Source organism: Streptomyces sp. NPDC031265 (assembly GCF_055570295.1).
Genome location: NZ_JBVIHM010000022.1, coordinates 117808 through 140607 on the forward strand (window position 1 = coordinate 117808; position 22800 = coordinate 140607).

Below are 22800 nucleotides of genomic sequence, written 5' to 3' on the forward strand. Positions count from 1 at the left end.
GTAAGAGTCCCTCATACGAGTTACCGTCCCACGCTCGTGCGGTTCGGGTACCCGGGCCATGTGGCCCTACGCTGGAGTCAGTCCGTCAGCCCGGCCCCGTGAGGTGTTTCCGTGTCCCCGCGCCGCAACCGCCCCAAGGGCGGCGACCAGCCGACCGAACCGACCGGCGGGGCTGCGGAGCGCTACGGCCTCCAGCGCACCGAGACGTATCAGGGCGAGGAGTGGTCCGTCCGGCACGTGAGCGGCGCGAGCGCGCAGGGCAAGCGCTACCGCTGCCCGGGGTGCGACCAGGAGATCCCCTCCGGTGTCCCGCACGTGGTGGCCTGGCCGGAGTACGGCGGCGTGGACGACCGCCGGCACTGGCACAAGGCCTGCTGGAACGCGAAGGACCGCCGCACCAGCAGGGTGCAGCGGTCCAGGAACGCGCCCAGGTACTAGCAGGCGCTCAGGTCACACGTCGCGGTTGTTCAGCGCGGCGAAGGCGCCGCCGAGTACGGCGGCCGTGACGGCCCCCAGGATCAGCAGCGGCGTCCAGCCGGTCGGGCCCGAGTCGTTCACCGGTGCGCCGTAGAACACCGCCAGTTGGCTCGGGATCGAGTACTCGAAGAGGGCCTCGCGGACCGATTCGAGCGACGGCGCGAACATGAACAGTGCGAGCACCAGCGGCAGCAGGACCACGCCGATCATGACCGTGATCGCGCCGGCCGAGTGCCGGATCAGCGCGCCGACCGCGAGCGAGAGCAGGCCGAGCGTCGAGACGTAGAGGCTGACGCCGACTGTCGCCTTGAACAGCTCGGAGCCGGTCGGCTTGTTGGCGGTGTCCACCATTGCGGTCTGGAGCATCGCCACCAGGCCGGTGGAGAGCGTCACGATGACGAACGACAGCAGGAAGAAGACGATCGACTTGGCGGCGAGGATCCGGGCTCGGCTGGGGCACGCGGTCAGTGTCGTACGGATCATCCCCGTGCCGTACTCGGAGGCGATGGTCAGCACGCCGAGCGTGATCACGCAGATCGAGCCGAGCAGCACGCCGTAGAAGCCGAGGCTGAGCAGCGGGGCGTCGCCCATATTCGCGTCGGAGGCGTTGACCGCGACCGCCGCGAGCAGGCCGATGCCGAGCAAGAGCACGATGAGCACGCCCAGCGTCCACATCGTGGAGCGCACCGAGCGGATCTTGGTCCACTCGGAGGCGAGCGCGTCGCCGAGCGAGGCGGGCCGCACCGGGATGGGCGAGGTGTACGTCCCGAGGGGCGCACCCGGTGCCTGCTGCTGGTAGGGGGCGGTCATCGGGCGTCCTCGTGCTTGGTCAGGGCGGGGGCGGGCGCGGCGGCGGGATGGGCGGCCGGGGGAGCGGCCGGAGCGGGCTGCGGGGCCGCGGCCGGGGCCTGCGGCGCGGGTGCCTGCACCGGGGCCGCCGGGGCGCTCTGGGGGGCCGGTGGGGCCTGTCCGGGGGCCTGCGGGGCCGCGTACGGGTTCGGTCCGGGCGGCGGCGGGGCGTACCAGCCCTGCGTCGGCACCTCGGGGATGACCTGCGGCGGCTGGTACCCGAGCGGCGCGGGCTGCATCAGACCGGCCTTCTGGTCGGCCGTGGAGCGGTAGTCCACCGCGCCCTGCGTCATCCGCATGTACGCCTCCTCAAGGGAGGCCTGGTGCGGCGACAGCTCCCACAGGCGTACGTCCGCGCCGTGCGCGAGGTCGCTGATGCGCGGCAGCGCGAGGCCGGTCACCCGCAGGGCGCCGTCCGGCTCCGGCATGACCTGGCCGCCGGCCTGGGTCAGCGCGGCCGTCAGCTTGTCCCGGCCGGCGGGCTCGGGCGTCCGCACGCGCGCGAAGTCGGCGGAGTTGTGCGAGATGAAGTCCTTGACGCTCATGTCGGCGAGCAGCTGGCCGCGGCCGATCACGATGAGGTGGTCGGCGGTCAGCGCCATCTCGCTCATCAGGTGCGAGGAGACGAAGACGGTCCGGCCCTCGGCGGCGAGCTGCTTCATGAGGTTGCGCACCCACAGGATGCCCTCGGGGTCGAGGCCGTTGACCGGCTCGTCGAAGAGCAGCACCTGGGGGTCGCCGAGCAGGGCCGCGGCGATGCCGAGCCGCTGGCCCATGCCGAGCGAGAAACCCTTGGAGCGCTTGCCCGCGACCTCCTGGAGGCCGACGACCCCGAGCACCTCGTCGACCCGGCGGGCCGGGATGCCGGAGAGCTGGGCGAGCGAGAGCAGGTGGTTGCGGGCGCTGCGGCCGCCGTGCACGGCCTTGGCGTCGAGCAGCGCGCCGACCTGGCGGGGCGCGTTGGGGAGCGTACGGAAGGGGTGGCCGCCGATGGTGACATGGCCGGAAGTGGGCTGGTCCAGGCCGAGGATCATGCGCATGGTCGTCGACTTGCCGGAGCCGTTGGGCCCCAGGAAGCCGGTGACGGCGCCCGGCCTCACCTGGAAGGAAAGGTTGTACACGGCTGTCTTGGCGCCGTAGCGCTTCGTCAGGCCGACTGCCTCGATCATTCTCCAGCCCCATCGACGGTGTGGGTCGTCGGGGCGGTGGCCGATCGCCAGGGTGCCCCCGTATGAGTGAGGAGCTTATCCAGGACTTTACGGTTCCGGCCAAGCGGTGAGACGTGCGTTACGTATGAGTATGTCCCGATATATTCTCGGCTTCGCGCAGGTCGGCGGGCCCGTCGCGGTGGGCTGGGGTGCCTTGCCGATGCCCGGTGCGGCCCCGCGCCCGTAAGGGGCGCGGGCCTGTGTCAATGTGCGGCTTCGCCGCGTGGACGCGACCAGCCACGGACGGCCCGCAGCCGAATCACCGCACTTCCGGCGGAGCGCTCAGGCGTCACGCTTCCGCAGGACGAGGTAGCCGCCCGCGAGCGCCGCGAGGACCCACAGCGCCATGATCCCGAGCCCGGTCCAGGGGCCGTACGGCGGCGGCTCGGTGTTCATCGCGTTGGGCACCACCTGCATGATCTTGGAGCCCGCCTGGTCGGGGAAGTAGCGGGCCACCTTCTTGGCGCCCGGCACCGCCGACAGGATCTGCGAGATCAGGAAGAAGAACGGCATCAGGATGCCGAGCGAGAGCATCGAGCTGCGCAGCATCGTGGCCACGCCCATCGAGAAGAGCGCGATCAGCGCCATGTAGAGGCCCGCCCCGAAGACCGCCCGCAGCACATTGGGCTCGCCGATGGTCGTGCGGTGTGGGCCGAGCAGCGCCTGGCCGAGGAAGAACGACAGGAAGCTGGTCGCCAGGCCCACGACCAGCGCGAGCGCGGTGGCGACCAGGAGCTTGGAGAAGAGGAAGGTGGCCCGCTGCGGCACGGCGGCGAGCGAGGTGCGGATCATGCCCGAGCTGTACTCGGTGCCGACCACCAGGACGCCGAACACCACCATCGCCAGCTGGCCGAGCACCATCCCGGAGAAGCTGATGAAGGTCGGGTCGAAGGTCAGCCGCTCGGCCGGCTCGAGGTCGTCGAACTGCGACTTCGTCAGCGCGCACAGGGCCGCGCTCACCGCGACCGTGACGACGAGCGCGCAGACCAGCGTCCAGGAGGTGGAGGAGACCGAACGGATCTTGGTCCACTCGGACTTGAGGACCGCGGGTACCGATGCCATGGGTCAGGCCCCCTCGCCGTCGCCCCGGGTCTTCGCCCGGTAGTTCTCGCCCCAGTTCGCGGCGGGCGCCGGGGGCGGCCCGTGGCCGGTGTCCGAGTGCGCGTGGTACTCCACCGATCCCGCCGTCATCTGCATGAACGCCTCCTCCAGCGAGGCCTGCTGGCCGGAGAGCTCGTGCAGCACGATCCGGTACTGCGCGGCCAGCTCGCCGAGCCGCTCGATCCTGCCGTTCTCGACCTCCAGGGCGCCGTCGGCGGTCTGGGTCACGGGGACCCCGGCCCGCGCCAGCACATCGAGCAGGTGTTCCCATTGCGGTGAGCGCAGCCGTACGAAACTCCGTGAATTCTGCCGAATGAAATCCGCCATCGATGTATCGGCGAGCAGTCGGCCCTGGCCGATGACGATCAAATGATCCGCCGTCAGCGCCATTTCGCTCATCAGGTGAGACGAGACGAAGATCGTTCTGCCCTCCGCCGCGAGGGCTTTCATGAGATTGCGGATCCAGTGAATTCCCTCGGGGTCCAGACCATTGACGGGTTCGTCGAACATCAGGATCTCGGGGTCGCCGAGCAGCGCGGAGGCGATTCCGAGGCGCTGGCCCATGCCGAGCGAGAACCCCTTCGACTTCTTCTTCGCCACGGCCGTCAGACCGACCGTGTCCAGCACCTCCGCGACCCGGCGCTGAGGGATCCGGTTCGACTGCGCCAGGCACAGCAGGTTGTTGTACGCGCTGCGGCCGCCGTGCATCGACTTGGCGTCGAGCAGCGCGCCGATGTACTTCAGCGGCTCGTCGAGGTCGCGGTAGTGCCGGCCGTCGATGTGCACGGTGCCGCTGGTCGGGTTGTCGAGATCGAGCATCATGCGCATGGTGGTGGACTTGCCGGCGCCGTTGGGGCCCAGGAAGCCGGTCACCACACCTGGTCTGACCTGGAACGACAGGTCGTCGACCGCGGTCTTGGAGCCGAAGCGCTTGGTGAGACCGGCTAGCTCGATCATGTCGCCACGCTAAAGGCGGACAAAGCCCCCCGCCACCGGAGTGGCGAGGGGCTCTCGACCGTACGAACGCAGCCCACGGGGGAGGAGCTGCGGCACCAACGGGGCTAGCGGGACTGCTGCGCCGGGACGCCGCGCGAGACGGGCTCGTCGTCGACCGGGGAGCCGGCCGCCGCGACCGCCGCACCCGTGAGGGTCGCCAGCATCTCGCGGACGTTGGTCAGCTGCGCGTTGATCGAGTCGCGGCGGTTGGTGAGCGCCGCCAGCTCGCGCTCGGATTCCGAACGGATGCGGTCGGCCTTGGCGTTGGCGTCCGCCACGATGTCCTCGGCCTGGCGCTGGGCCGTCTCGACCGTCTGACGGGCCCGGCGCTCCGCGTCCGTACGCAGCTTCTCGGCCTCCAGGCGCAGCTGCTCGGCGCGGTGCTCGATCTCGGCGAGACGCTTCTCCGCCTTGGCCTGACGCGACGCCAGGTCGCGCTCGGACTGCTCGCGGCGCTTGGCGAGGTTCGTCTCGAAGTCCGCGGCGGCCTGGGCGGCCTTGGCGCGGGTCTCCTCGAAGAGGGCGTCCGCCTCCTCGCGCTTGGACTGCGCGTCCTTCTGCGCCTCGGAGCGCAGCGTGGAGGCGTCACCCTTCGCCTTCTCGACGATCCGGACGCCCTCGTCCTCCGCCTTCGACTTGCGCTCGGCGGCGAACGATTCAGCGTCGTTGCGCACCTGCTGGGCCGCCGACTCGGCCAGCTCGCGGTGCTGTTCGGCAGCGCGGCGGGCCTCCTCGCGCAGGTCCTTCGCCTCTTCCTCGGCGAGACGCAGGATCTTCTCGACCCGCGCGCCGAGGCCCGCGTACGACGGCTCCGCGTCGCTCACCTGGGCCTGGGCGTTCTGCGTTTCGAGGTGCAGTTCCTCGATGCGCTTTTCCAGAGAAGTGATCCGTGCCAGAGCGCTGTCACGGTCGGCGACGAGCTTGGTAATGCGGTCGTCCACCTGACCGCGGTCGTAACCACGCCGCACGAGCTCGAAGCCGAAGGGGGAGGAAGTGTCGCTCATGGGGTTCCTGTCGAATGAGACCGGTGAGGTGATAGGGGAATCCTAGGGGCCCAGGCGGCGTGTCATCGAGCGTATGCCCGTTTGATCTGGAGAATGTCCAGCCTTTTGAGTGGCTACCCCTCCGAAGACTTGCCACTCGAACGGGTTCCACCGGCCGCCGCACCCGCCTTGGCCGCCTCCTTGCCGCCGGAGGACGGTGTCTCGAAAGATTCCAACGCCTCAAGTACGTCCTGGACACGGGAGATCTCGGCGTTGATGTCCGCACGGCGCCGGACCAGCACGTCCAGCTCGTGCTTGCCCTCGTCGACCGTGCGCCGGGCCTCCGCCGCCGCGTCGTCGCGCAGCTTCGTCGCCTCGCGGATCAGCTCGGCCTTCTTGGTCTCCGCCTCCTTGAGCAGCGCCTCGGCCTTCTTCACGGCCGCGATGCGCACCTTGCTCGCCTCGGAGCTGGCGTCCGAAAGAAGCTGCTTGGCCTTCGCCTGGGCCTGCGTCGTCTGCTCGGTGGCGGCCGTGACCAGCTTGTCGACGCGCTCGCCCGCCGTCTTCATCTGCTCGGCGCTCTCCCGCCGGGCCCGCTCGTGCAGTTCCTCGATCTCCGACTCGGTCCGCGCGCGCACCTCCTCGGTGCGCTCCCTGATGGCCGTCGCGTCCGCGCGCGCCCCGGCCAGCAGCTCGTCCGCGTCCGTACGGGACTTCTCCACCAGGGAGTTGCCCTCCACGGTCGCCTCGGCGACGATCCGCTCGGCCTCCTTGCGGGCCGCGCCGACCATCGTGTCGGCCTGCTCCTCGGCCAGTGTGGCCGCGAGCAGCGCCTCCTCCTGGGCCTTGGCGATGAGCTGGTCCGCCTGCTCGGCCGCGTCCGCACGGCGCTTGGCCGCCGCCGTACGCGCCTCGTCGAGCAGCCGGTCGGACTCCTCGCGGGCCTCCGTGCGGATCTTCTCCGCGGCCTCCTCGGTCCGGGCGCGGCTCTTCTCGGCCTCCGCACGGATCCGCTCGGCGGCCTGCTGGGCGGAGCCCACGGTCTCGGCGGCCTCGGCGCGCAGCCGCTCCGCCTCCCCGTTCGCCTCGGTGAGCACCCGCTCGGCCTCGCTGCTCGCCTCGGCGATGAGCTTGTCCGCCTGCCCGGCCGCGTCCGCACGGCGCTTGTCGGCGGCCTGGCGGGCCTCGTCGAGCAGCCGCTCCGCCTCCGTACGCGCCTCGGCGAGCGTCCGCTCGGCCTGCTCGCGCGCCTCGTTGACCGTCTGCTCGGCCTCGGCGGCCGCGGCCGCCAGGGTCGAACCGGCGTCCGCGCGCGCCTCGGTGGTGACCAGCTCCGCGTACGTGTCGGCGTCGGACGTGGTGCGCTCGGCGTGGGCGGTGGCCTCCGCGAGCAGCCGGTCGTGCTCCGACTGGCCCTCGTCGCGCAGCTGCTGAGCCTCCGCCACCAGCCGCTCGGCCGTGGCCGTCGACTCGGCGGCGAGCCGCTCGGCCTCCGCGGTCGCCTCGGTGACCAGGCGGTCGGCCTGGCTCGCTGCGTCGTTCCGGATGCGGTTGGCGTCCTCGCGGGCGTCCGCCCGGGTGCGCGAGGCGTCCTGCTCGGACGAGGCCAGCGCGTCGGAGGCCTCGGTGCGCATCCGCTGCGCGTACTCCGACGCGTCCGAACGCGCCTTGTCCGACTCGGCGATGGCGTCCGCGACGGTCCGCTCGGCCAGCTCCCTGGCGGCCTCCGCCTCCTCCTGTGCCCGGGTGCGGACGCGCTGGGCGTCCTCCGCGGCGCGCTCGCGCTCGGCGTGCGCGTCGGCGCGGAGCCGGTCCGCCTCCTCCTGCGCCTCCGTCTTCGTACGCTCCGCCACGTGCTCGGCCGTCGAGCGCAGCCCGGTGATCTCCTGCTCGGCCTCCTCGCGCAGCCCCGACACCGAGTCCCGCACCTGCTGGGCGGTCTGCTCGGCGGCCGCCACCAGCTCGGTGGCGCGCCGGTCGGCCTCCTCGCCGAGCCGCTGCGCCTCGGCCTGCGCCTCCTCCACCCGCTTGCGGGCGGAGGCCAGCAGCTCCTCGCTCTGCTCGCGGGCCTGCGCCCGCTCCGAACCGGCCTCGGTACGCGCCGAGTCCAGCGTCTCCTCCGCCTCGCGGCGCCGGCGCGCGGCCTCCTCCTGGGCGGCGGCGAGTGCCTCGGCGGCCTCGGCGCCCACCCGCTCGGCGGCGGCCGCGGCCTCCGCGCGCATCCGGTCGGCGGTCTCCTGCGCCTCGGACTTGAGCCGCTCGGCCTCCGCGGCCGCCTCGGACCGCAGCCGTACGGCCGCGCCCTCCGCCTCGGCGCGGGCGGTCGAGGAGTCGGCGGCCGCCTCGATGCGCAGCCGCTCGGCCTCCTGCTCGGCCTGCGCCTGGAGCGTACGGACGCGCTCGGCGGCCTCCGCGCGGAGCCGCTCGGTCTCCTCGGCGGCCTCGCGCCGGATCCGCTCGCTCTCGCCGCGCGCCTCGGTCAGCGCCTGCTCGGCGGAGGCGTGCCGCTGCTCGGCCTCGGTGTGCAGCCGCGTCAACTCGTCGGCGGCGTCCGCCTGGCGGGCGGCGACGGCCCGCTCGGTCTCCGCACGCAGCTTGGCGGCAGCCTGCTCGGCGGCCGTCCTGACGGCCTCGGCCTGTTCCTCGGCCTCCGCGCGCAGCCGCTCGGCCTCGGCCCGGGTGCGCTCCAGGGTCTCCTCGGCCTGCTTGCGCAGCGTCGTCGCGCGCTCCATGGCCTCGCCGCGGACCCGCTCCGACTCCGCCCCGGCGGAGGTGCGCAGCTCCTCCGCGTCGGCCTTCGCCTTGGTCAGCAGCTCCTCGGCGGTCCTGGCCGCCTCCTCGATCTGCTGGACGCCCTCGCGGCGGGCCTCGCCGCGGATGCGCTCGCCCTCGGCGACCGCCTCGGCCCGCAGCTGCTCGGCCTCGCCGCGCAGCCTGCGCGCCTCCTCCTGCAGCTCGACCGTCTTGGCCCGGTACTCCTTGGTGTCGTCCTTGGCCGCGCCCTTGAGCTGGTCGGCCCGCTCCTCGGCCTGCGAGCGCAGCCGGTCCGCCTCGGCGTCGGCCTCACGGCGGATGCGCTCGGCCTCCGCGGCCGCCTTGCGGGTGGTCTCCTGGGCGTCCGCGGACGCCTTGGTGAGCACCTCCTCGGCGGCCCGGGCGGCCTTGGCGAGCTGGGCGGCGGTGTCCTCGGCCGCGCTGGTACGGGCCTTCTCGGCGGCCTCGGAGACCAGCCCCTCGGCCTTGGCGCGCGCGTCGGCGAGCGCCTGCTCGGCCTCCGACTTGAGCGCCTCGGAGTCCTTGGTCGCCTCGGCGACGAGCCGGGCGATCTCGGTCTTGGCGGTACGGGTGCGCTGCTCGTTGGCGGACTCGGCGCCCGCGAGCTGCTTGGCCGCCGACTCCTTCGCCTCGGCCAGCACCTTCTCGGCCTCGGCGCGCGCCTCACGCAGCGCCGACTCGGCCTCCTGCATCCGCTGCTCGGCGGCCCGGCTCAGCTCGGCCGCCTGCTGGCGCGCCTGGTCGGACTCGGCGGTGGTGGACGAGCGCAGCTGCTCGGCGTGGGAGGTGGCCTCCTGGGCCTGGTTGGAGGCGGCGTTGAGGAGCCGCTCGGCGTCCTTGCGGGCGCGCAGCAGGATCGCTTCGGCTTCCGTACGGGCCGACTCGGCCTCGGAGCCGAGCCGTTGCCTGGTCTCCTCGGCGACCCGGGCGGCCTCCGCGCGGGCGGCGGCCAGCGCCGCCTCGCTCTCGGCACGCGACTCTTCGAGCAGGCGCCGGGCCTGCGCCTCGGTCCGCGCCCGCAGCTGCTCCGCCCACGCCACGTTCTCGTTGACGTGCGACTCGACGGTCGCACGCCGCTCGGCCAGCTCCTGGTCGAGCCGCTGGCGGCGGGTGACCGCCTCCGTGTGCAGCTCGGCCTGGAGCCGGGCCTGGTGCTCGGCGTGCTCCTGGAGGATGCGCTGGGTCTGGGCGCGGGCGTCGCGCAGCTCGCGCTCGGCGTCCGTGCGCAGCTGCTCGGCCTGCATCTGCGCGTTGCGCAGCAGCTGTTCGGCCTGGTAGCCGATGTCCGCGGCATCGTAGGCAGGGCGCGTCGCGAGGTTGCGGCGCGCCTCATGCAGCTTGGCGCGCAGCACCTCGACCTGGTAGCCGAGGTCCTCGGCGTGCTGGACGGCCTTCTCCCGCTCGGTCTTCAGCCGGTCCATCTCGGCCTCGAACCGCGAGAGGTGGTCGTCAGGCCGGTGGCTGTCCTGGCGTTCGTAGCCCCGCACTGCGCGGTCCCATCCGTCCCCTGGTCGCGAACACTGCCCGTACGAGCACCGTCCGACGACGGACGGGCCCCCGGTGAATGGTGTCAGATCGACAAGGGGGCGTGGGTCCCAGGCCCCGACCCGACCCCGGCCCGGAACCGCCCACTGTACCGGCCCCGGAATCCCGGGGTCAGTGCTCTCCTGCCGAGGTGACCAGTTCGGTCAGTACACCGTGGCAGTCCTTGGGGTGCAGGAACGTGATGCGGGACCCCATCGAGCCGGTGCGGGGCTCGTCGTAGAGGACCCGGACGCCCTTGCCGCGGATGGCCTCGGCGTCCCCGTCGACGTCGGCGGTGCCGAAGGCGATGTGGTGGACGCCCTCGCCGTTCTTGGCCAGCCATTTCCCGACCGCGGAGTCCTCGCGGGTGGGCTCCAGGAGCTGGAGGTAGGAGGCGCCGCCGTCGGAAGTACCGTTGATCTTGAGCATGGCCTCCCGAACGCCCTGCTCCTCGTTGATCTCGGAGTGGAACACCTCGAATCCGTACGTAGCACGATAGAACTCGACGGTCTTGTCGAGGTCGAAACAGGCGATCCCGATGTGGTCGATGCGCGTCAGCATGGGACCAGTGCAGCGCCCCGGAGGTGGTTACGCAACGTGCGCGCGATCACACCGGCTGGCCGGTGACGCCGCCGCGTACCGCTCAGTACATTCAAAGTAAACCCTCGTTCACTCCTCATCCCTAGGGGCCGTGCCTCATGTCTGGAACGACCGGTACCACCTCAGTGATCGTCGCGGGCGCCCGCACGCCCATGGGCCGACTGCTCGGCTCCCTCAAGTCCTTCTCGGGCGCCGACCTCGGCGGCGTCGCCATCAAGGCCGCGCTCGACCGGGCCGGCATCGGCGGCGACCAGGTCCAGTACGTGATCATGGGCCAGGTGCTCCAGGCCGGCGCGGGCCAGATCCCGGCCCGTCAGGCGGCCGTCAAGGCCGGCATCCCGATGAGCGTCCCGGCGCTCACGATCAACAAGGTCTGTCTCTCGGGCCTCGACGCCATCGCGCTCGCCGACCAGCTGATCCGCGCCGGCGAGTTCGACGTGGTGGTGGCCGGCGGCCAGGAGTCGATGACCAACGCGCCGCACCTGCTGCCGAAGTCCCGCGAGGGCTACAAGTACGGCGCGATCGAGATGCTCGACGCGATGGCGTACGACGGTCTGACCGACGCCTTCGAGAACATCGCCATGGGCGAGTCCACCGAGAAGCACAACACCCGTCTGGGCATCGAGCGCGCCCCGCAGGACGAGATCGCGGCGCTCTCCCACCAGCGCGCCGCCGCCGCCCAGAAGAACGGGCTGTTCGAGGCCGAGATCACCCCGGTCGAGATCCCGCAGCGCAAGGGCGAGCCGGTGATCTTCGCCAAGGACGAGGGCATCCGCGCGGAGACGACGGCCGAGTCCCTCGGCAAGCTGCGCCCGGCCTTCGCCAAGGACGGCACGATCACGGCCGGTACCTCCTCGCAGATCTCGGACGGCGCGGCCGCGGTCGTGGTCATGTCCAAGGCGAAGGCCGAGGAGCTGGGCCTGGAGTGGATCGCGGAGATCGGCGCCCACGGCAACGTGGCGGGCCCCGACAACTCCCTCCAGTCGCAGCCGTCCAACGCCATCAAGCACGCCCTGGGCAAGGAGGGCATCGGCGTCGAGGACCTCGACCTCATCGAGATCAACGAGGCGTTCGCGGCGGTCGCGGTCCAGTCAATGAAGGACCTCGGCGTCTCCCCGGAAAAGGTGAACGTCAACGGTGGCGCGATCGCTCTGGGCCACCCCATCGGGATGTCGGGCGCGCGCGTGGTGCTCCACCTGGCGCTGGAGCTCAAGCGCCGCGGCGGCGGTACCGGTGCGGCGGCGCTGTGCGGCGGCGGCGGCCAGGGCGACGCCCTGATCATCAAGGTCCCGGGCAAGTAGGCACCGCTCCCGCTGTACGTACGCACTGATCCCTGAACCGAACGGAGCGGCAATGGTGGACGTCCCCGAACTGGTGGCACAGGCGAGAGAGGGCCGGCCGCGCGCCGTGGCCCGGCTGATCTCGCTGGTCGAGGGGGCGTCCCCGCAACTGCGCGAAGTGATGGCGCAGTTGGCTCCGCTGACCGGCGGGGCGTACGTGGTGGGCCTCACGGGCTCGCCGGGTGTCGGCAAGTCGACATCGACGTCGGCGCTGGTCACGGCGTACCGGCGGGCGGGGAAGCGGGTCGGGGTCCTTGCCGTCGACCCCTCCTCGCCGTTCTCCGGCGGCGCCCTGCTCGGCGACCGGGTCCGTATGTCGGACCACGCCTCCGACCCCGGCGTCTACATCCGCTCGATGGCCACCCGGGGGCATCTGGGCGGCCTCGCCTGGTCGGCCCCGCAGGCGATCCGCGTCCTGGACGCGGCGGGCTGCGAGGTGATCCTCGTGGAGACGGTCGGCGTCGGCCAGTCCGAGGTCGAGATCGCCTCCCAGGCGGACACGTCGGTGGTCCTGCTCGCCCCCGGCATGGGCGACGGCATCCAGGCGGCGAAGGCGGGAATCCTGGAGATCGGCGACGTATACGTCGTCAACAAGGCCGACCGCGACGGCGCGGACGCGACCGCGCGCGAGCTCAACCACATGCTGGGGCTTGGCGAGGCGCGCGGTGCGGGCGACTGGCGCCCGCCCATCGTCAAGACGGTGGCGGCCCGGTCCGAGGGCATCGACGAACTGGTGGAGGCGCTGGAGAAGCACCACGCGTGGATGGCGGAGCGGGGGGTGCTGGGGGAGCGGCGCCTGGCCCGCGCGGCGCGAGAGGTCGAGACGATCGCGGTCACGGCGCTGCGCGAACGCATCGGCGACCTCCACGGCGACCGCCGCCTGGACGCGCTGGCGTCCCGCATCATCGGCGGTGAGCTGGACCCGTACGCGGCGGCGGACGAGCTGGTGGCGGGGCTCACGGGCGAGTAGCTGCCCGGCAGGTGTTCTCCCGGGGCCCTGTGCCCCCCGGACCTTGGCGGGGCCTGCGCCCTCGGACCCTTGGCGGGGCCTGCGCCCCCCGGACCTTGGCGGGGCCTGCGCCCTCGGACCCTTGGCGGGGCCTGCGCCCCCCGGACCTTGGCGGGGCCTGCCCCCTCGGACCCTTGGCGGGGCCTGCGGCGGCCCCTGTACCCCTGGCGGGGCCTGCGCCCCCCGGACCCTTGGCGGGGCCTGCCCCTCCCGGACCCTTGGCGGGGCCTGCGCCCTCGGACCCCTGGCGGGGGGCCTGCGGCCCCTGTGCCCCGTGTTCGTCCGCGGGTGGGTGGGGGCTGGTCGCGCAGTTCCCCGCGCCCCTCAGGGGATGGGGTGTGGCCACGATGCGGGCTCCGGCGGCGGCAAATTCGGCCCCCCTCCAGCGTGCGAGGAGCGGGGCCCGCACATTCAGCCCCTCCGGCGTTTGAGGTGCGGGCCCCTTAAGGGGCGCGGGGAACTGCGCGACCAGCCACAGACGGCCCGCACGCGAACGGGGTCCGGGGCGGAGCCCCGAGGCGGGGGCGGGGGCGCAGCCCCAGCGGAGGTGCCGGGGCGAAGCCCCCGTAAGTGGGGTCCAGGGGCGTGCAGCCCCAACAGGGGTACCGGGGCGGAGCCCCGAAGCGGGGTGCAGGGGCGCAGCCCCTCCGGGTTTCCGGGGGCGCAGCCCCCGGAAACCACCTCACCCCCCCACCCACCCCCGGAGGGTTTAGGTGAAGGGGCGGGGTGGGGCAACCCTCAGAGCTTGCCGCGGTGGCCGCGCAAGTGCTCCGCCACCGGTGTCAAAGACGCCCGCAGCTCCGACAGCGCCTCACTCGACAGCAAGTCGATGAAGTGCTTGCGCACCGACGCCACATGGTGTGGCGCCACCTTCCCCATCGTCTCCACCCCCGCGTCGGTCAACACCGCGAACAGCCCCCGCCGGTCGGACTCGCAGTTCTCCCGGCGGACCAGACCCGCGTTCTCCATCCGCGTGATCTGGTGCGAAAGGCGGCTCTTGGACTGAAGGGTCGCCGCGGCGAGGTCGCTCATGCGCAGCCGCTGCCCCTCGGCCTCCGATAGGTTGACCAGGATCTCGTAGTCGTTGTTGGTCAGGCCGAACGGCTGCAGGTCCTTTTCCATCTGGTGCGTCAGCATCCTGTTGACGTCCAGATAGGTACGCCAGGTGCACTGCTCGCTATCGGTCAGCCAGTTGGTGGCCGTCTCGGTCTCCATATGTGGATTCTACCTAAGAAGTTGAATTCTGAACGAAGCCTGGGAGCGTGACGCCCCGCACGCACCGGCACAAGGGCGCGTCAGCGGCCCAGCCCAGGTCGTGGTCAGCGCCTGGTAAGGGTGCACGCGTTCGACGTCACACTCCGCAGACTACCGCTCACAGGCCGAAGCGACGCTGGAGGTCTCCGAGCTGGCCGGGAAGACGCGGTACCGAACCCGCCGCCCCGCCCGCCCCGGCCGGCACCCCGCCGCCCGGAACGCCCGGCTCCGCGGGCACTTGCCCCGTCATCGGCTCGGCCATCAGCACCTCGGTGGACTGGAGCAGCACCGTACCCGCGCCCACGAACTCGAACTGGTGCTCCTCGCCCGACGTCCCCCCGAGCCCCGTCAGTGACCGGATTCCGCCCAGTACGCCCGTCATATAGCCGTGATCGTAGTGGTGGCAGGGCGACGGGCAGTCCGCCCAGCCCACCAGCGCCTGCGGGTCCACCCGGATCGGCGGCTCCATGAACACCACCGGTCCGTTGGAAGCCGCCACGAACTTCCCGGTTCCGATCAGCGTCAGGAAACCCGGCACGATCGACTGCTTGAGCGCCAGCGTCGGCTGGTAGGCCAGCAGGTTCCCGGCCCGGATGGTGAGGTTGCCGTCCTCCAGGTCGTACGAGTTGACGTCGAAGGCCCGGTCCGCGAGCAGCATCTTGCCGGAGCCGTCCGCGACCACCCAGTCGCTCGCGTGCAGCGGCGAGTGGAAGCTGGTGCGCAGCAGCCGGTCGAGGCGGCCGTGGCCGATGCCGTTGAACTCGATGCGCCCGTAGTAGGCGATCATCTTGCCCTTCTGCAGGAACCACTGGCTCGATTTGAGCTCCACGCAGAAGGTGTACTTGTTGACGTTGTCGTCCGCCGGCAGCGAGTGCGGGTCGAAGATCACCGGGCCGCTCACAGCTTCTCCTCCGAGGCCTGGACGTACACCGCGCCGCTGCCGGACAGTTCGAGCTGGAAGGCCTCTCCCGAGCCCCGGCCCACCATGTCGCGCCAGCCCAGTGCCGTGGACAGCTTGTTGCGTACGTCGCCGTGATGGGCCACGTACGCCTGCGGGTCGACATGGACCGGGCGCTGCGGGGTGATCGGCAGCTCGATCACACCGCCGTGCGCCATCACCGCGACCGCGCCGTGGCCCTTGAGCGTGGTGGTGAACAGGCCCTGGCCCGTCACCTGGCCCCGGACCATGCCCATGACGCCGCCCTGCGAGCCCATGAACATCGTGCCCTGCTGGAGGGTGCCGTCGAAGGCGAGCAGCCGGTCCGCCTCCACGCACAGGGTGTCCCCGGCGAGGTTGATGACCTGGATGTGGTGGCCGCCGTGGCCGAACAGAACCGTGGCGCCGGGGGCACCTCCCTGGTCATGAAGACCTTGGGGGACCTCGACGGTCATCAGCGGGGTCGCCTCGTTGGCCACCCGCCGGCCGATCATCGACATCAGGCCGCCCTGGCCGCCCTGCATGTTGGGCGTGAACGACACCTCGCCCTTGTACGCGAGCATCGCACCGCGCTGGCTGAACATCTTCTGGCCGGGCGCCAGCGTGGCCTCGACCATCTTGGAGTTGATCTCGCGGAAGGGCATCAGACGTCCCCTCCGATCGTGTTGCGCTCGCTGGGCTGCACGTACACCAGTCCCTCGCCCTCGAAGCGGATCTGGAACGCCTCCCCCGAGCCCTCGCCGAGCAGGGTGCGGAAGGTCACCCCGGACTGGAAGTGCTGCTGGAGGTTGCCCTGGTGGGCGATGTACGCGCCGGGGTCGACCGCCAGCGGGTACTGCGCGGAGACCCGCAGCACCACGGCCGGGCCGTCCGAGACGATCGCCGCCTGGCCGTGGCCCTCGACCGTGGTCGTGAACAGGCCGTTGCCCTGGGTCGCCCCGCGCAGCCCGGTGAAGGTGGTGCCGGTGCGCAGCCCCGCGTCGGTGGCGAGCAGATTGCTCGCCTCGACCCAGAGCTTGTCGCCCTGGAGCGAGACCAGGTTGATCTCGGAGGCGCGGTCGGCGAAGTAGCAGGTGCCGTTGCCCTTCACCTCCATCACGGCCATGGATTCGCCGGTGAGGCGGCGGGTCACCATGCCGCGGATGCCCTCACCGCCGCCGGACATCTTCTTGAAGGCCATCTGGCCGTCGTAGGCGACCATCGAGCCGTTCTTCGCCTTGACGGCGTCCCCGGTCATGTCGACGGCCAGCACTTTGCTGCCTTGGAGTCGGAACGTTGCCACGCGCTGACGTTAGCGGCCCCGTCCCCGCCCGGCCAGGCCCTTGGGTGTCCGGGCCACGGTCCGCGGGGACCCCCGCCAAGATCCCGGCGCCGCCGATGTCACAATGGAGACGTTTGTGCTTGCGTTCACAAGCAACACCCTCCGACCCTCCCACCGAAGGTGCCCCCGTGGACATCAAGACCGCATCCGCCTTCCACCGCCTCCGGCTGGTCTCGGCCCCGGAAGCCGTCTCTTTCCTGCTGCTGCTCGTGTGCTCGGTGCTGAAGCGGACGACCGACGTCAACGCCGTCCCGGTGATGGGCGCGATCCACGGCATCCTCTTCATCCTGTACGTGATCTTCTGGGCCGACGCCTGGAACAACGCCAAGTGGCCGGTGAAGACCGCCGCCCTGTACTTCGTCCTGTCCGTGCTGCCGTTCGGCGGCTTCGTGGCCGAGCGCAAGCTCAAGCGTCAGGCCGAGGACGCCCTGATCGCCGCCCGCGCCCGCAAGGAAGGCGTGGTCGGAGCGTGATCGTCGCCTTCTCGGTCACCCCGCTCGGCGTCGGCGAGGACGTGGGGGAGTACGTCGCCGACGCCGTACGCGTCGTACGCGAGTCCGGGCTGCCGAACCGGACCGACGCCATGTTCACCTCGATCGAGGGAGAGTGGGACGAGGTGATGGACGTCGTCAAGCGCGCCGTCGCCGCCGTCGAGGCCCGCGCCCCGCGCGTCTCGCTCGTCCTCAAGGCGGACGTCCGCCCGGGCGTCACCGACGGGCTCACCTCCAAGGTGGAGACGGTGGAGCGCCACCTCTCCGCCTGAGCTCCGAGCCGCTGTTCGAGCCCCCGGCCGCCCCGTGCGGCACCGGGGGCTCTTCCGTGCCGCGACCCGGCGCAAACCGCTCGAACAAGAACCGCTCACTCGGAGTACTCCAGTCGACACGCCGAAGAATCTCCACTTCTGTGGGGATATCTACCTGACTCGATCAGCTGGAGGGCACAGTGCGGTCGAAGAGTCCGTCGGAGCATTACGACTACGAGACCCACAGCCGGCTCGCCGGACCGCTCACGGAACCGGACCGGGCGGCCTACCGGGTGCGGTACCGAAGTCTCCTCTCCGCCGAACCCCGCCGAATACGCGCCGTACTCCTGATGACGCTGGCGCCCGTGCTCACCGCGGTCCTGCTGGTCTACCTGGTCTGGCCGACCCACTGGGTGGAGCGCGAGGGCGGGGACGAGTGGCTCGTCGGGCTGGACATCGCGATGCTCGTCGCGATCGGCCTGATCGAGCTCTTCATGGTCGCCAACGTCGTCTCGATCGCGCACGCCACCATGGTCGCCAGGGACCCCATACCGGTGTACGCCGAGCCCGGCACCCGGGTCGCCTTCCTCACCACCTGGGTGCCCGGCAAGGAGCCCATGGCCATGGTCCGGGCCACCCTGGAGGGCGCGGTCCGCCTCCACCACCCCGGCCCCCTCGACGTCTGGCTCCTGGACGAGGGCGACGACGAACGGGCCAAGGCGCTCTGCCAGGAGCTGGGGGTGCGCCACTTCACCCGCAGCGGCATACCCGAGTGGAACCGCAAGAAGGGCCCGCACAAGGCCCGTACCAAGCACGGCAACTACAACGCCTGGCTCGCCATGCACGGCGACGGCTACGACTTCTTCGCCTCCGTCGACACCGACCACGTGCCGCTCCCCAACTTCCTGGAGCGGATGATGGGCTACTTCCGCGACCCCGACGTCGCGTTCGTGGTCGGCCCCCAGGTCTACGGGAACTACGACTCGCCCGTCACCAAGGCCGCCGAGTCCCAGCAGTTCCTCTTCCACGCGCTGATCCAGCGGGCCGGCAACCGCTACCGCGCCCCGATGTTCGTCGGCACCAACAACATCGTCCGGATCACCGCACTGCGCCAGGTCGGCGGGCTCTACGACTCGATCACCGAGGACATGGCCACCGGCTTCGAGCTGCACCGCCGCAAGAACCCCGGGACCGGCCACTTCTGGAGGTCCGTCTACACCCCGGACGTGCTCGCCGTCGGCGAGGGCCCGGAGTCCTGGACCGACTTCTTCACCCAGCAGATGCGCTGGTCGCGGGGTACGTACGAGACGCTGCTCAAGCAGTACTGGAAGGCGCTGTTCCGGGTCCCGCCCGGGCGGCTCCTCTCGTACACCCTGATGCTCGTCTACTACCCGATGACCGCCGTCAACTGGCTGCTCGGCATCGTCAGCTGCGTCCTGTTCCTCTGGTTCGGCGCCTCCGGCACCCAGGTCTCCGCCTCCGTCTGGCTGATGCTCTACAGCGACGCGGCCGCCCTCCAGATCGGGCTCTACCTCTGGAACCGCCGCCACAACGTCTCGCCCCACGAACCCCAGGGCTCCGGCGGACTCGCCGGCATGGGGATGTCCGCGCTCTCCGCGCCCATCTACCTCAAGTCGCTCGGCTCGGCGGTGCTGCGCACCCGCGGCCGGTTCGTCGTCACCCCCAAGGGCGGGGAGGCCAGCCCCGACCGGCTGTGGACCTTCCGCATCCACCTCTTCTGGGCCGCGGTGCTCGTCGTGTCGCTGGGCGCCTCTGTCCACTACGGCCACACCCATGCGGCGATGCGGACCTGGGCCGTCCTGGCCCTCGCCATCGCGCTGGCCCCCGTCGCCGTCTGGTCCTGGACCGCCCGGCGCGAGCGCGCGGCCACCAGGGGGCGGCCCCTGGCGCGGTCCGCCGAGCCCGAGGGGGCGGAGGGCGCCCTCGCCGCCGCACCGGCTGCCACGACGACCGGAGGGAACTGAGCCATGGCCTACCGGCCCTCCCCGCGCACCAAGAAGACGCTCCTCGGCGGCGGCGCGGTCGTACTGCTCGCCGGTCTCAACGCCCCGGCCGCGCTCTCCTTCGCCGAGGAGCAGTACCACGCGTACCAGATCCGCCAACCCGGCTACATGCGCAAGTACGGCGCCTGGGACACCGTCGACATCCCCGCGAAGTACCGCACCAACGCGATCCACGCGGCCCTGCTGCACACCGGCAAGGTCCTGATCATCGCCGGGTCCGGCAACAAGCAGGAGAAGTTCGACGCCGGCTCCTTCGACACCGTGCTGTGGAACCCGAGGGACAACACCTTCAAGAAGGTCCCCACCCCCGAGGACTTCTTCTGCTCCGGCCACGCCCAGCTCCCCGACGGCCGCCTCCTGGTGGCGGGCGGCACCGCGCGCTACGAGGTCCTGGACGCCCAGGTGAAGCGGGCCGGCGGCGGGATGCGGGTCAAGAACGAGAACCCGGACAAGCCCGTCACCATCAAGAAGGGCACCAGGTTCCGTTCCCCTGCGGGCGTCGAGTACGTCTCCAGGTTCGATGTCACCGTGCCCCGGGCCAAGCGCGAGTTCGTGGTCGGCCACTACGCGACCGGCCAGATGAAACCGTGGAAGACGAAGGTCACCGCGGCCGAGGCCCGCGTCTTCGTGGAGGCCGCCGCCGAGGGCCCCAAGTTCGTGGCCACCGACCAGGCGCAGTACGAGATCGAGGGCCTCAAGGGCGACGACGCCGACAACACGTACGGCCTCGCCGAGAAGATCACCATGGACAAGCAGGACTTCCAGGGCATCCGGGCGGCCTACGAGTTCGACCCGAAGGCGGAGAAGTACATACCGGTGGCCCCCATGCAGGAGGCCCGCTGGTACCCGACGCTCACCACCCTCCGGGACGGCAAGGTCCTCGCCGTCTCCGGGCTCGACGACGTGGGCACGATCCTCGCGGGCGAGAACGAGATCTACGACCCCAGGACGAAGAAGTGGGCCAAGGGGCCCTTCCGGTACTTCCCCACGTACCCCTCGCTCTTCCTCACCAAGAGCGGCAAGCTCTTCTACTCCGGCGCCAACGCGGGCTACGGGCCCGCCGACAAGGGCCGCGAGCCGGGGCTGTGGGACATCGCCACCAACACCTTCACCAAGATCAACGGCCTGGGCGACGGCGACCAGCTCGAAACGGCCAGCTCGCTACTGCTCCCGCCCGCCCAGGACCAGAGGTTCATGCTCCTGGGCGGCGGCGGGGTCGGCGAGTCCGCGAAGTCCACGCCCCGCACCGCGCTGATCGACCTCAAGCAGGACAGCCCCGCCTTCAGGACCGGACCCACGCTCCCGCAGGGCACCCGCTACCTCAACAGCGTGATCCTGCCCGACGACTCCGTCTTCACCAGCGGCGGCTCCGAGGACTACCGGGGCCGCGGCTCCAGCAACATCCTCAAGGCCCAGTTCTACGACCCCGCCGCCAACGCCTTCCGCGATGCCGCCGACCCCACGGTCGGGCGCAACTACCACTCCGAGGCGCTGCTGCTGCCCGACGGCCGGGTCGCCACCTTCGGCTCCGACTCGCTCTTCGGCGACAAGGACAACACCAAGCTCGGCAAGTTCGAGCAGCGCATGGAGATCTACACCCCGCCCTACCTCTACCGGGACAAGGACAAGCGTCCCGCCCTCGGCGACGGCCCGCAGGCGGTCGGCCAGGACCGCCGCGCCACCTTCCCCGCCGCCCACCCCGAGCGGATCGCCAAGGCCCGGCTGATGCGGCCGAGCGCGGTCACCCACACCACGGACGTCGAGCAGCGCTCGATCGACGTGCGCCTGACCAAGGACAGGAACTCGGTGACGGTCGAGGTGCCGCGCGACAAGGCCCTCGTCCCGCCCGGCTGGTACATGCTCTTCGTCACGGACGCCGAGGGCACGCCGTCCGAGGCGAAGTGGCTGTTGATCGACTAGCGCCTCTTTTGTGCCTTCAGTGCTTCACGCCGTCGAGCGGCGGGCCAGGCCCAGGGCGTACTCCGGCCACCAGGCGCCTGCCGCGGGCCCGCCGCGGCAGGTCCCGTCCGAGTCGCCGGGCCGCTTGATCCACAGATACGCGTCGAGCCGGCGGTCCCCGGTGCTGGTGGTCGGCGGTGTGCCGAGGGCCCGGCCGGGCGGGTTGCACCAGGCCTGGCCGGGGTCGTCGAGCAGCGGCCCGGCCCCGTTGCGGCTGGTGTCGATCACGAAGTGCTTGCCGCCGAGGCCCTGCGAGATCTTGGTGCCGTACGCCCGTACGGCGTCGTCGGTCTGGAAGTTGGAGACGTTCAGCGCGAACCCGTCCGCCCGGGCGACCCCGGCCCGGGCCAGCGGCTCGACCAGCTTGGCCGGGTCGGGGATCCACGCCGGGTTGCCCGCGTCCAGGTAGACCTTGGTGTTCGGCAGCTTCTTGAAGTGGTCGACCGCCTCGTTGAGCAGCTGGTAGCGCTCGTCCCAGTGCTCGGGCGTGGTGCAGCCGTCGACCATGTGGGCCACCGCGTCCGGCTCCAGGACCACGATCGCCCTGGCGTCCCCGATCGCCTCGGCGAACATGCCGAACCAGGTGCGGTACGCGGCCGTGTCCGCCGCGCCGCCCGCCGAGAGCCCGCCGCAGTCGCGGTGCGGGATGTTGTACGCCACGAGCAGGATCGTGCGCTGGTCCTTGGCGGCGCCCGCCACGGCCTTGCGGATCCCGGGCCCCGGGTTGTCCCACGCGGGCCAGTCCGCCGTCGGCCGGTCCGCGATCCGCCGCAGCGCCTCGGCGTCGGCGGTACGCCCCTGCGCCTTCCAGATCTTGATCTGCTTGGCGGCGCTGCTGTCCGGGTCGACCCAGAAGGGCCCGCCGGGCGCCGGTTCGGCGCCCTCGCCCGTGGAGTGGCGCTGGCCTGCGGTCGAGGCGGCGCCGGGGTCCGGGTCGGGGGAGCCCGAGCAGCCGACCGCCACGGTGAGCAGGGCGGCGGCGAGCAGGACGCGGTGCCGGACGGTTCCGTGCCGGGACATGCGGCTCCCTGGGGTCACAGGGTGTACACAGGACGCGAACAATCGTGACATATAGGTCACTCTCCGCAGTGGAGCGCCACGGGCCGGGGTGGATGCGGTTGTGCGGGCCGAAGTGTGAGACGGGGCTGACCGGCATGTGACCAGTCGGTAAGGTCAATGCGTGCCGAAGCCGCTCAGCCTCCCGTTCGACCCCATCGCCCGCGCCGACGAACTCTGGCAGCAGCGCTGGGGGCCGGTCCCCTCCATGGGGGCGATCACCTCGATCATGCGCGCGCACCAGATCCTGCTCGCCGAGGTCGACGCGGTCGTCAAGCCGTACGGGCTGACCTTCGCGCGATACGAGGCGCTGGTGCTGCTCACCTTCTCCAAGGCGGGTGAGCTGCCGATGTCCAAGATCGGCGAGCGGCTGATGGTCCACCCCACCTCGGTGACGAACACCGTGGACCGCCTGGTGCGCTCGGGACTCGTCGACAAGCGTCCCAACCCCAATGACGGGCGGGGCACGCTGGCGTCCATCACGGACAAGGGCCGCGAGGTCGTCGAGAACGCGACGCGGGACCTTATGGAGATGGACTTCGGGCTGGGCACTTACGACGCGGAGGAGTGCGGGGAGATCTTCGCACTGCTGCGGCCGCTTCGGGTGGCCGCGGGTGATTTCGAGGGCGGATAGAGCTCGGTCGC

The 22800-nt window shown here is 71.4% G+C and carries 20 protein-coding genes; 8 read left to right on the forward strand and 12 right to left on the reverse strand.

Translation table 11 applies throughout. The features are described from left to right. Positions 1 to 111 precede the first annotated feature (111 nt). On the forward strand, positions 112 to 438 hold the full coding sequence (locus tag ACZ499_RS28635) for an ATP/GTP-binding protein (RefSeq protein ID WP_468406174.1): 327 nt from the start codon (positions 112 to 114) through the stop codon (positions 436 to 438). A 12-nt stretch (positions 439 to 450) separates the two neighbouring features. Here ACZ499_RS28635 and ACZ499_RS28640 read toward each other — a convergent pair whose 3' ends face one another. The 7 genes from ACZ499_RS28640 to mce all read right to left on the reverse strand — a co-directional run bounded on the left by ACZ499_RS28640 (position 451) and on the right by mce (position 10474). After that, positions 451 to 1287, reverse strand: coding sequence for an ABC transporter permease (locus tag ACZ499_RS28640; protein WP_468679163.1), 837 nt, complete (start codon positions 1285 to 1287; stop codon positions 451 to 453). Continuing rightward, a complete protein-coding gene (locus tag ACZ499_RS28645; RefSeq protein WP_468679164.1) occupies positions 1284 to 2495 on the reverse strand; it encodes an ABC transporter ATP-binding protein in 1212 nt (403 codons plus the stop codon). Before ACZ499_RS28645 ends, ACZ499_RS28640 begins: the two co-directional genes overlap by 4 nt. 321 nt (positions 2496 to 2816) lie before the next feature. Next, positions 2817 to 3596: an ABC transporter permease gene (locus ACZ499_RS28650; RefSeq protein ID WP_468679166.1), complete on the reverse strand. Its 780-nt coding sequence runs from the start codon at positions 3594 to 3596 to the stop codon at positions 2817 to 2819. Positions 3597 to 3599: 3 nt separating this feature from the next. Further along, on the reverse strand, positions 3600 to 4592 hold the full coding sequence (locus ACZ499_RS28655; RefSeq protein ID WP_468679168.1) for an ABC transporter ATP-binding protein: 993 nt from the start codon (positions 4590 to 4592) through the stop codon (positions 3600 to 3602). Positions 4593 to 4696: 104 nt separating this feature from the next. Beyond that, positions 4697 to 5635, reverse strand: coding sequence for a coiled-coil domain-containing protein (locus ACZ499_RS28660; RefSeq protein ID WP_385548657.1), 939 nt, complete (start codon positions 5633 to 5635; stop codon positions 4697 to 4699). A 113-nt stretch (positions 5636 to 5748) separates the two neighbouring features. Continuing rightward, positions 5749 to 9876, reverse strand: coding sequence for a polarized growth protein Scy (gene scy, locus ACZ499_RS28665; RefSeq protein WP_468679169.1), 4128 nt, complete (start codon positions 9874 to 9876; stop codon positions 5749 to 5751). A gap of 169 nt (positions 9877 to 10045) precedes the next feature. Further along, positions 10046 to 10474, reverse strand: a complete 429-nt coding sequence (gene mce, locus ACZ499_RS28670) for a methylmalonyl-CoA epimerase (protein WP_385548651.1) — start codon at positions 10472 to 10474, stop codon at positions 10046 to 10048. Between the two features lie 137 nt (positions 10475 to 10611). Here mce and ACZ499_RS28675 point away from each other — a divergent pair, with 137 nt between their 5' ends. Next, a complete protein-coding gene (locus ACZ499_RS28675; RefSeq protein ID WP_385548648.1) occupies positions 10612 to 11814 on the forward strand; it encodes an acetyl-CoA C-acetyltransferase in 1203 nt (400 codons plus the stop codon). A gap of 52 nt (positions 11815 to 11866) precedes the next feature. Further along, complete coding sequence (gene meaB / locus ACZ499_RS28680; protein WP_371654792.1) at positions 11867 to 12823, forward strand: methylmalonyl Co-A mutase-associated GTPase MeaB; 957 nt, start codon at positions 11867 to 11869, stop codon at positions 12821 to 12823. Between the two features lie 777 nt (positions 12824 to 13600). On the opposite strand, the gene ACZ499_RS28685 is transcribed toward meaB, so the two are convergent. The 4 genes from ACZ499_RS28685 to ACZ499_RS28700 all read right to left on the reverse strand — a co-directional run bounded on the left by ACZ499_RS28685 (position 13601) and on the right by ACZ499_RS28700 (position 16335). Continuing rightward, positions 13601 to 14077, reverse strand: coding sequence for a MarR family winged helix-turn-helix transcriptional regulator (locus ACZ499_RS28685; protein ID WP_468679172.1), 477 nt, complete (start codon positions 14075 to 14077; stop codon positions 13601 to 13603). 157 nt (positions 14078 to 14234) lie between these two features. Continuing rightward, a complete protein-coding gene (locus ACZ499_RS28690) occupies positions 14235 to 15017 on the reverse strand; it encodes an AIM24 family protein (RefSeq protein ID WP_385549458.1) in 783 nt (260 codons plus the stop codon). Beyond that, complete coding sequence (locus ACZ499_RS28695; RefSeq protein WP_468679174.1) at positions 15014 to 15697, reverse strand: AIM24 family protein; 684 nt, start codon at positions 15695 to 15697, stop codon at positions 15014 to 15016. The genes ACZ499_RS28690 and ACZ499_RS28695 overlap by 4 nt, the downstream gene beginning before the upstream one ends. Next, positions 15697 to 16335, reverse strand: coding sequence for an AIM24 family protein (locus ACZ499_RS28700; RefSeq protein WP_468679176.1), 639 nt, complete (start codon positions 16333 to 16335; stop codon positions 15697 to 15699). Before ACZ499_RS28700 ends, ACZ499_RS28695 begins: the two co-directional genes overlap by 1 nt. Positions 16336 to 16502: 167 nt before the next feature. On the opposite strand from ACZ499_RS28700, the gene ACZ499_RS28705 reads away from it, so the two are divergent. The 4 genes from ACZ499_RS28705 (at position 16503) to glxA (ending at position 21060) form a co-directional block, all read left to right on the forward strand. After that, entirely contained in the window at positions 16503 to 16847 is a 345-nt protein-coding gene (locus tag ACZ499_RS28705) for a DUF3817 domain-containing protein (protein ID WP_468679178.1), read from the forward strand. Beyond that, positions 16844 to 17137 (forward strand): MTH1187 family thiamine-binding protein, encoded by a 294-nt coding sequence (locus ACZ499_RS28710; protein WP_190090896.1) that lies wholly within the window; start codon positions 16844 to 16846, stop codon positions 17135 to 17137. Before ACZ499_RS28705 ends, ACZ499_RS28710 begins: the two co-directional genes overlap by 4 nt. Positions 17138 to 17304: 167 nt before the next feature. Further along, complete coding sequence (locus ACZ499_RS28715) at positions 17305 to 19101, forward strand: glycosyltransferase family 2 protein (RefSeq protein ID WP_468679202.1); 1797 nt, start codon at positions 17305 to 17307, stop codon at positions 19099 to 19101. Between the two features lie 3 nt (positions 19102 to 19104). Then, positions 19105 to 21060, forward strand: a complete 1956-nt coding sequence (glxA, locus tag ACZ499_RS28720) for a radical copper oxidase GlxA (RefSeq protein WP_468679181.1) — start codon at positions 19105 to 19107, stop codon at positions 21058 to 21060. A gap of 24 nt (positions 21061 to 21084) precedes the next feature. Here glxA and ACZ499_RS28725 read toward each other — a convergent pair whose 3' ends face one another. After that, positions 21085 to 22119, reverse strand: a complete 1035-nt coding sequence (locus tag ACZ499_RS28725; protein ID WP_468679183.1) for a glycoside hydrolase family 6 protein — start codon at positions 22117 to 22119, stop codon at positions 21085 to 21087. A 160-nt stretch (positions 22120 to 22279) separates the two neighbouring features. Here ACZ499_RS28725 and ACZ499_RS28730 point away from each other — a divergent pair, with 160 nt between their 5' ends. Continuing rightward, a complete protein-coding gene (locus ACZ499_RS28730; RefSeq protein ID WP_468406150.1) occupies positions 22280 to 22789 on the forward strand; it encodes a MarR family winged helix-turn-helix transcriptional regulator in 510 nt (169 codons plus the stop codon). The last annotated feature ends 11 nt before the right edge of the window (positions 22790 to 22800 follow it).

Coding starts and splice junctions, on each gene's coding strand:
- glxA (WP_468679181.1), top strand. CDS start 19,105: ATGGCCTACCGGCCCTCCCCGCGCACCAAGAAGACGCTCCTCGGCGGC.
- ACZ499_RS28695 (WP_468679174.1), bottom strand. CDS start 15,697: ATGCCCTTCCGCGAGATCAACTCCAAGATGGTCGAGGCCACGCTGGCG.
- ACZ499_RS28675 (WP_385548648.1), top strand. CDS start 10,612: ATGTCTGGAACGACCGGTACCACCTCAGTGATCGTCGCGGGCGCCCGC.
- ACZ499_RS28645 (WP_468679164.1), bottom strand. CDS start 2,495: ATGATCGAGGCAGTCGGCCTGACGAAGCGCTACGGCGCCAAGACAGCC.
- ACZ499_RS28650 (WP_468679166.1), bottom strand. CDS start 3,596: ATGGCATCGGTACCCGCGGTCCTCAAGTCCGAGTGGACCAAGATCCGT.
- ACZ499_RS28640 (WP_468679163.1), bottom strand. CDS start 1,287: ATGACCGCCCCCTACCAGCAGCAGGCACCGGGTGCGCCCCTCGGGACG.
- ACZ499_RS28725 (WP_468679183.1), bottom strand. CDS start 22,119: ATGTCCCGGCACGGAACCGTCCGGCACCGCGTCCTGCTCGCCGCCGCC.
- ACZ499_RS28660 (WP_385548657.1), bottom strand. CDS start 5,635: ATGAGCGACACTTCCTCCCCCTTCGGCTTCGAGCTCGTGCGGCGTGGT.
- ACZ499_RS28685 (WP_468679172.1), bottom strand. CDS start 14,077: ATGGAGACCGAGACGGCCACCAACTGGCTGACCGATAGCGAGCAGTGC.
- mce (WP_385548651.1), bottom strand. CDS start 10,474: ATGCTGACGCGCATCGACCACATCGGGATCGCCTGTTTCGACCTCGAC.
- meaB (WP_371654792.1), top strand. CDS start 11,867: ATGGTGGACGTCCCCGAACTGGTGGCACAGGCGAGAGAGGGCCGGCCG.
- ACZ499_RS28655 (WP_468679168.1), bottom strand. CDS start 4,592: ATGATCGAGCTAGCCGGTCTCACCAAGCGCTTCGGCTCCAAGACCGCG.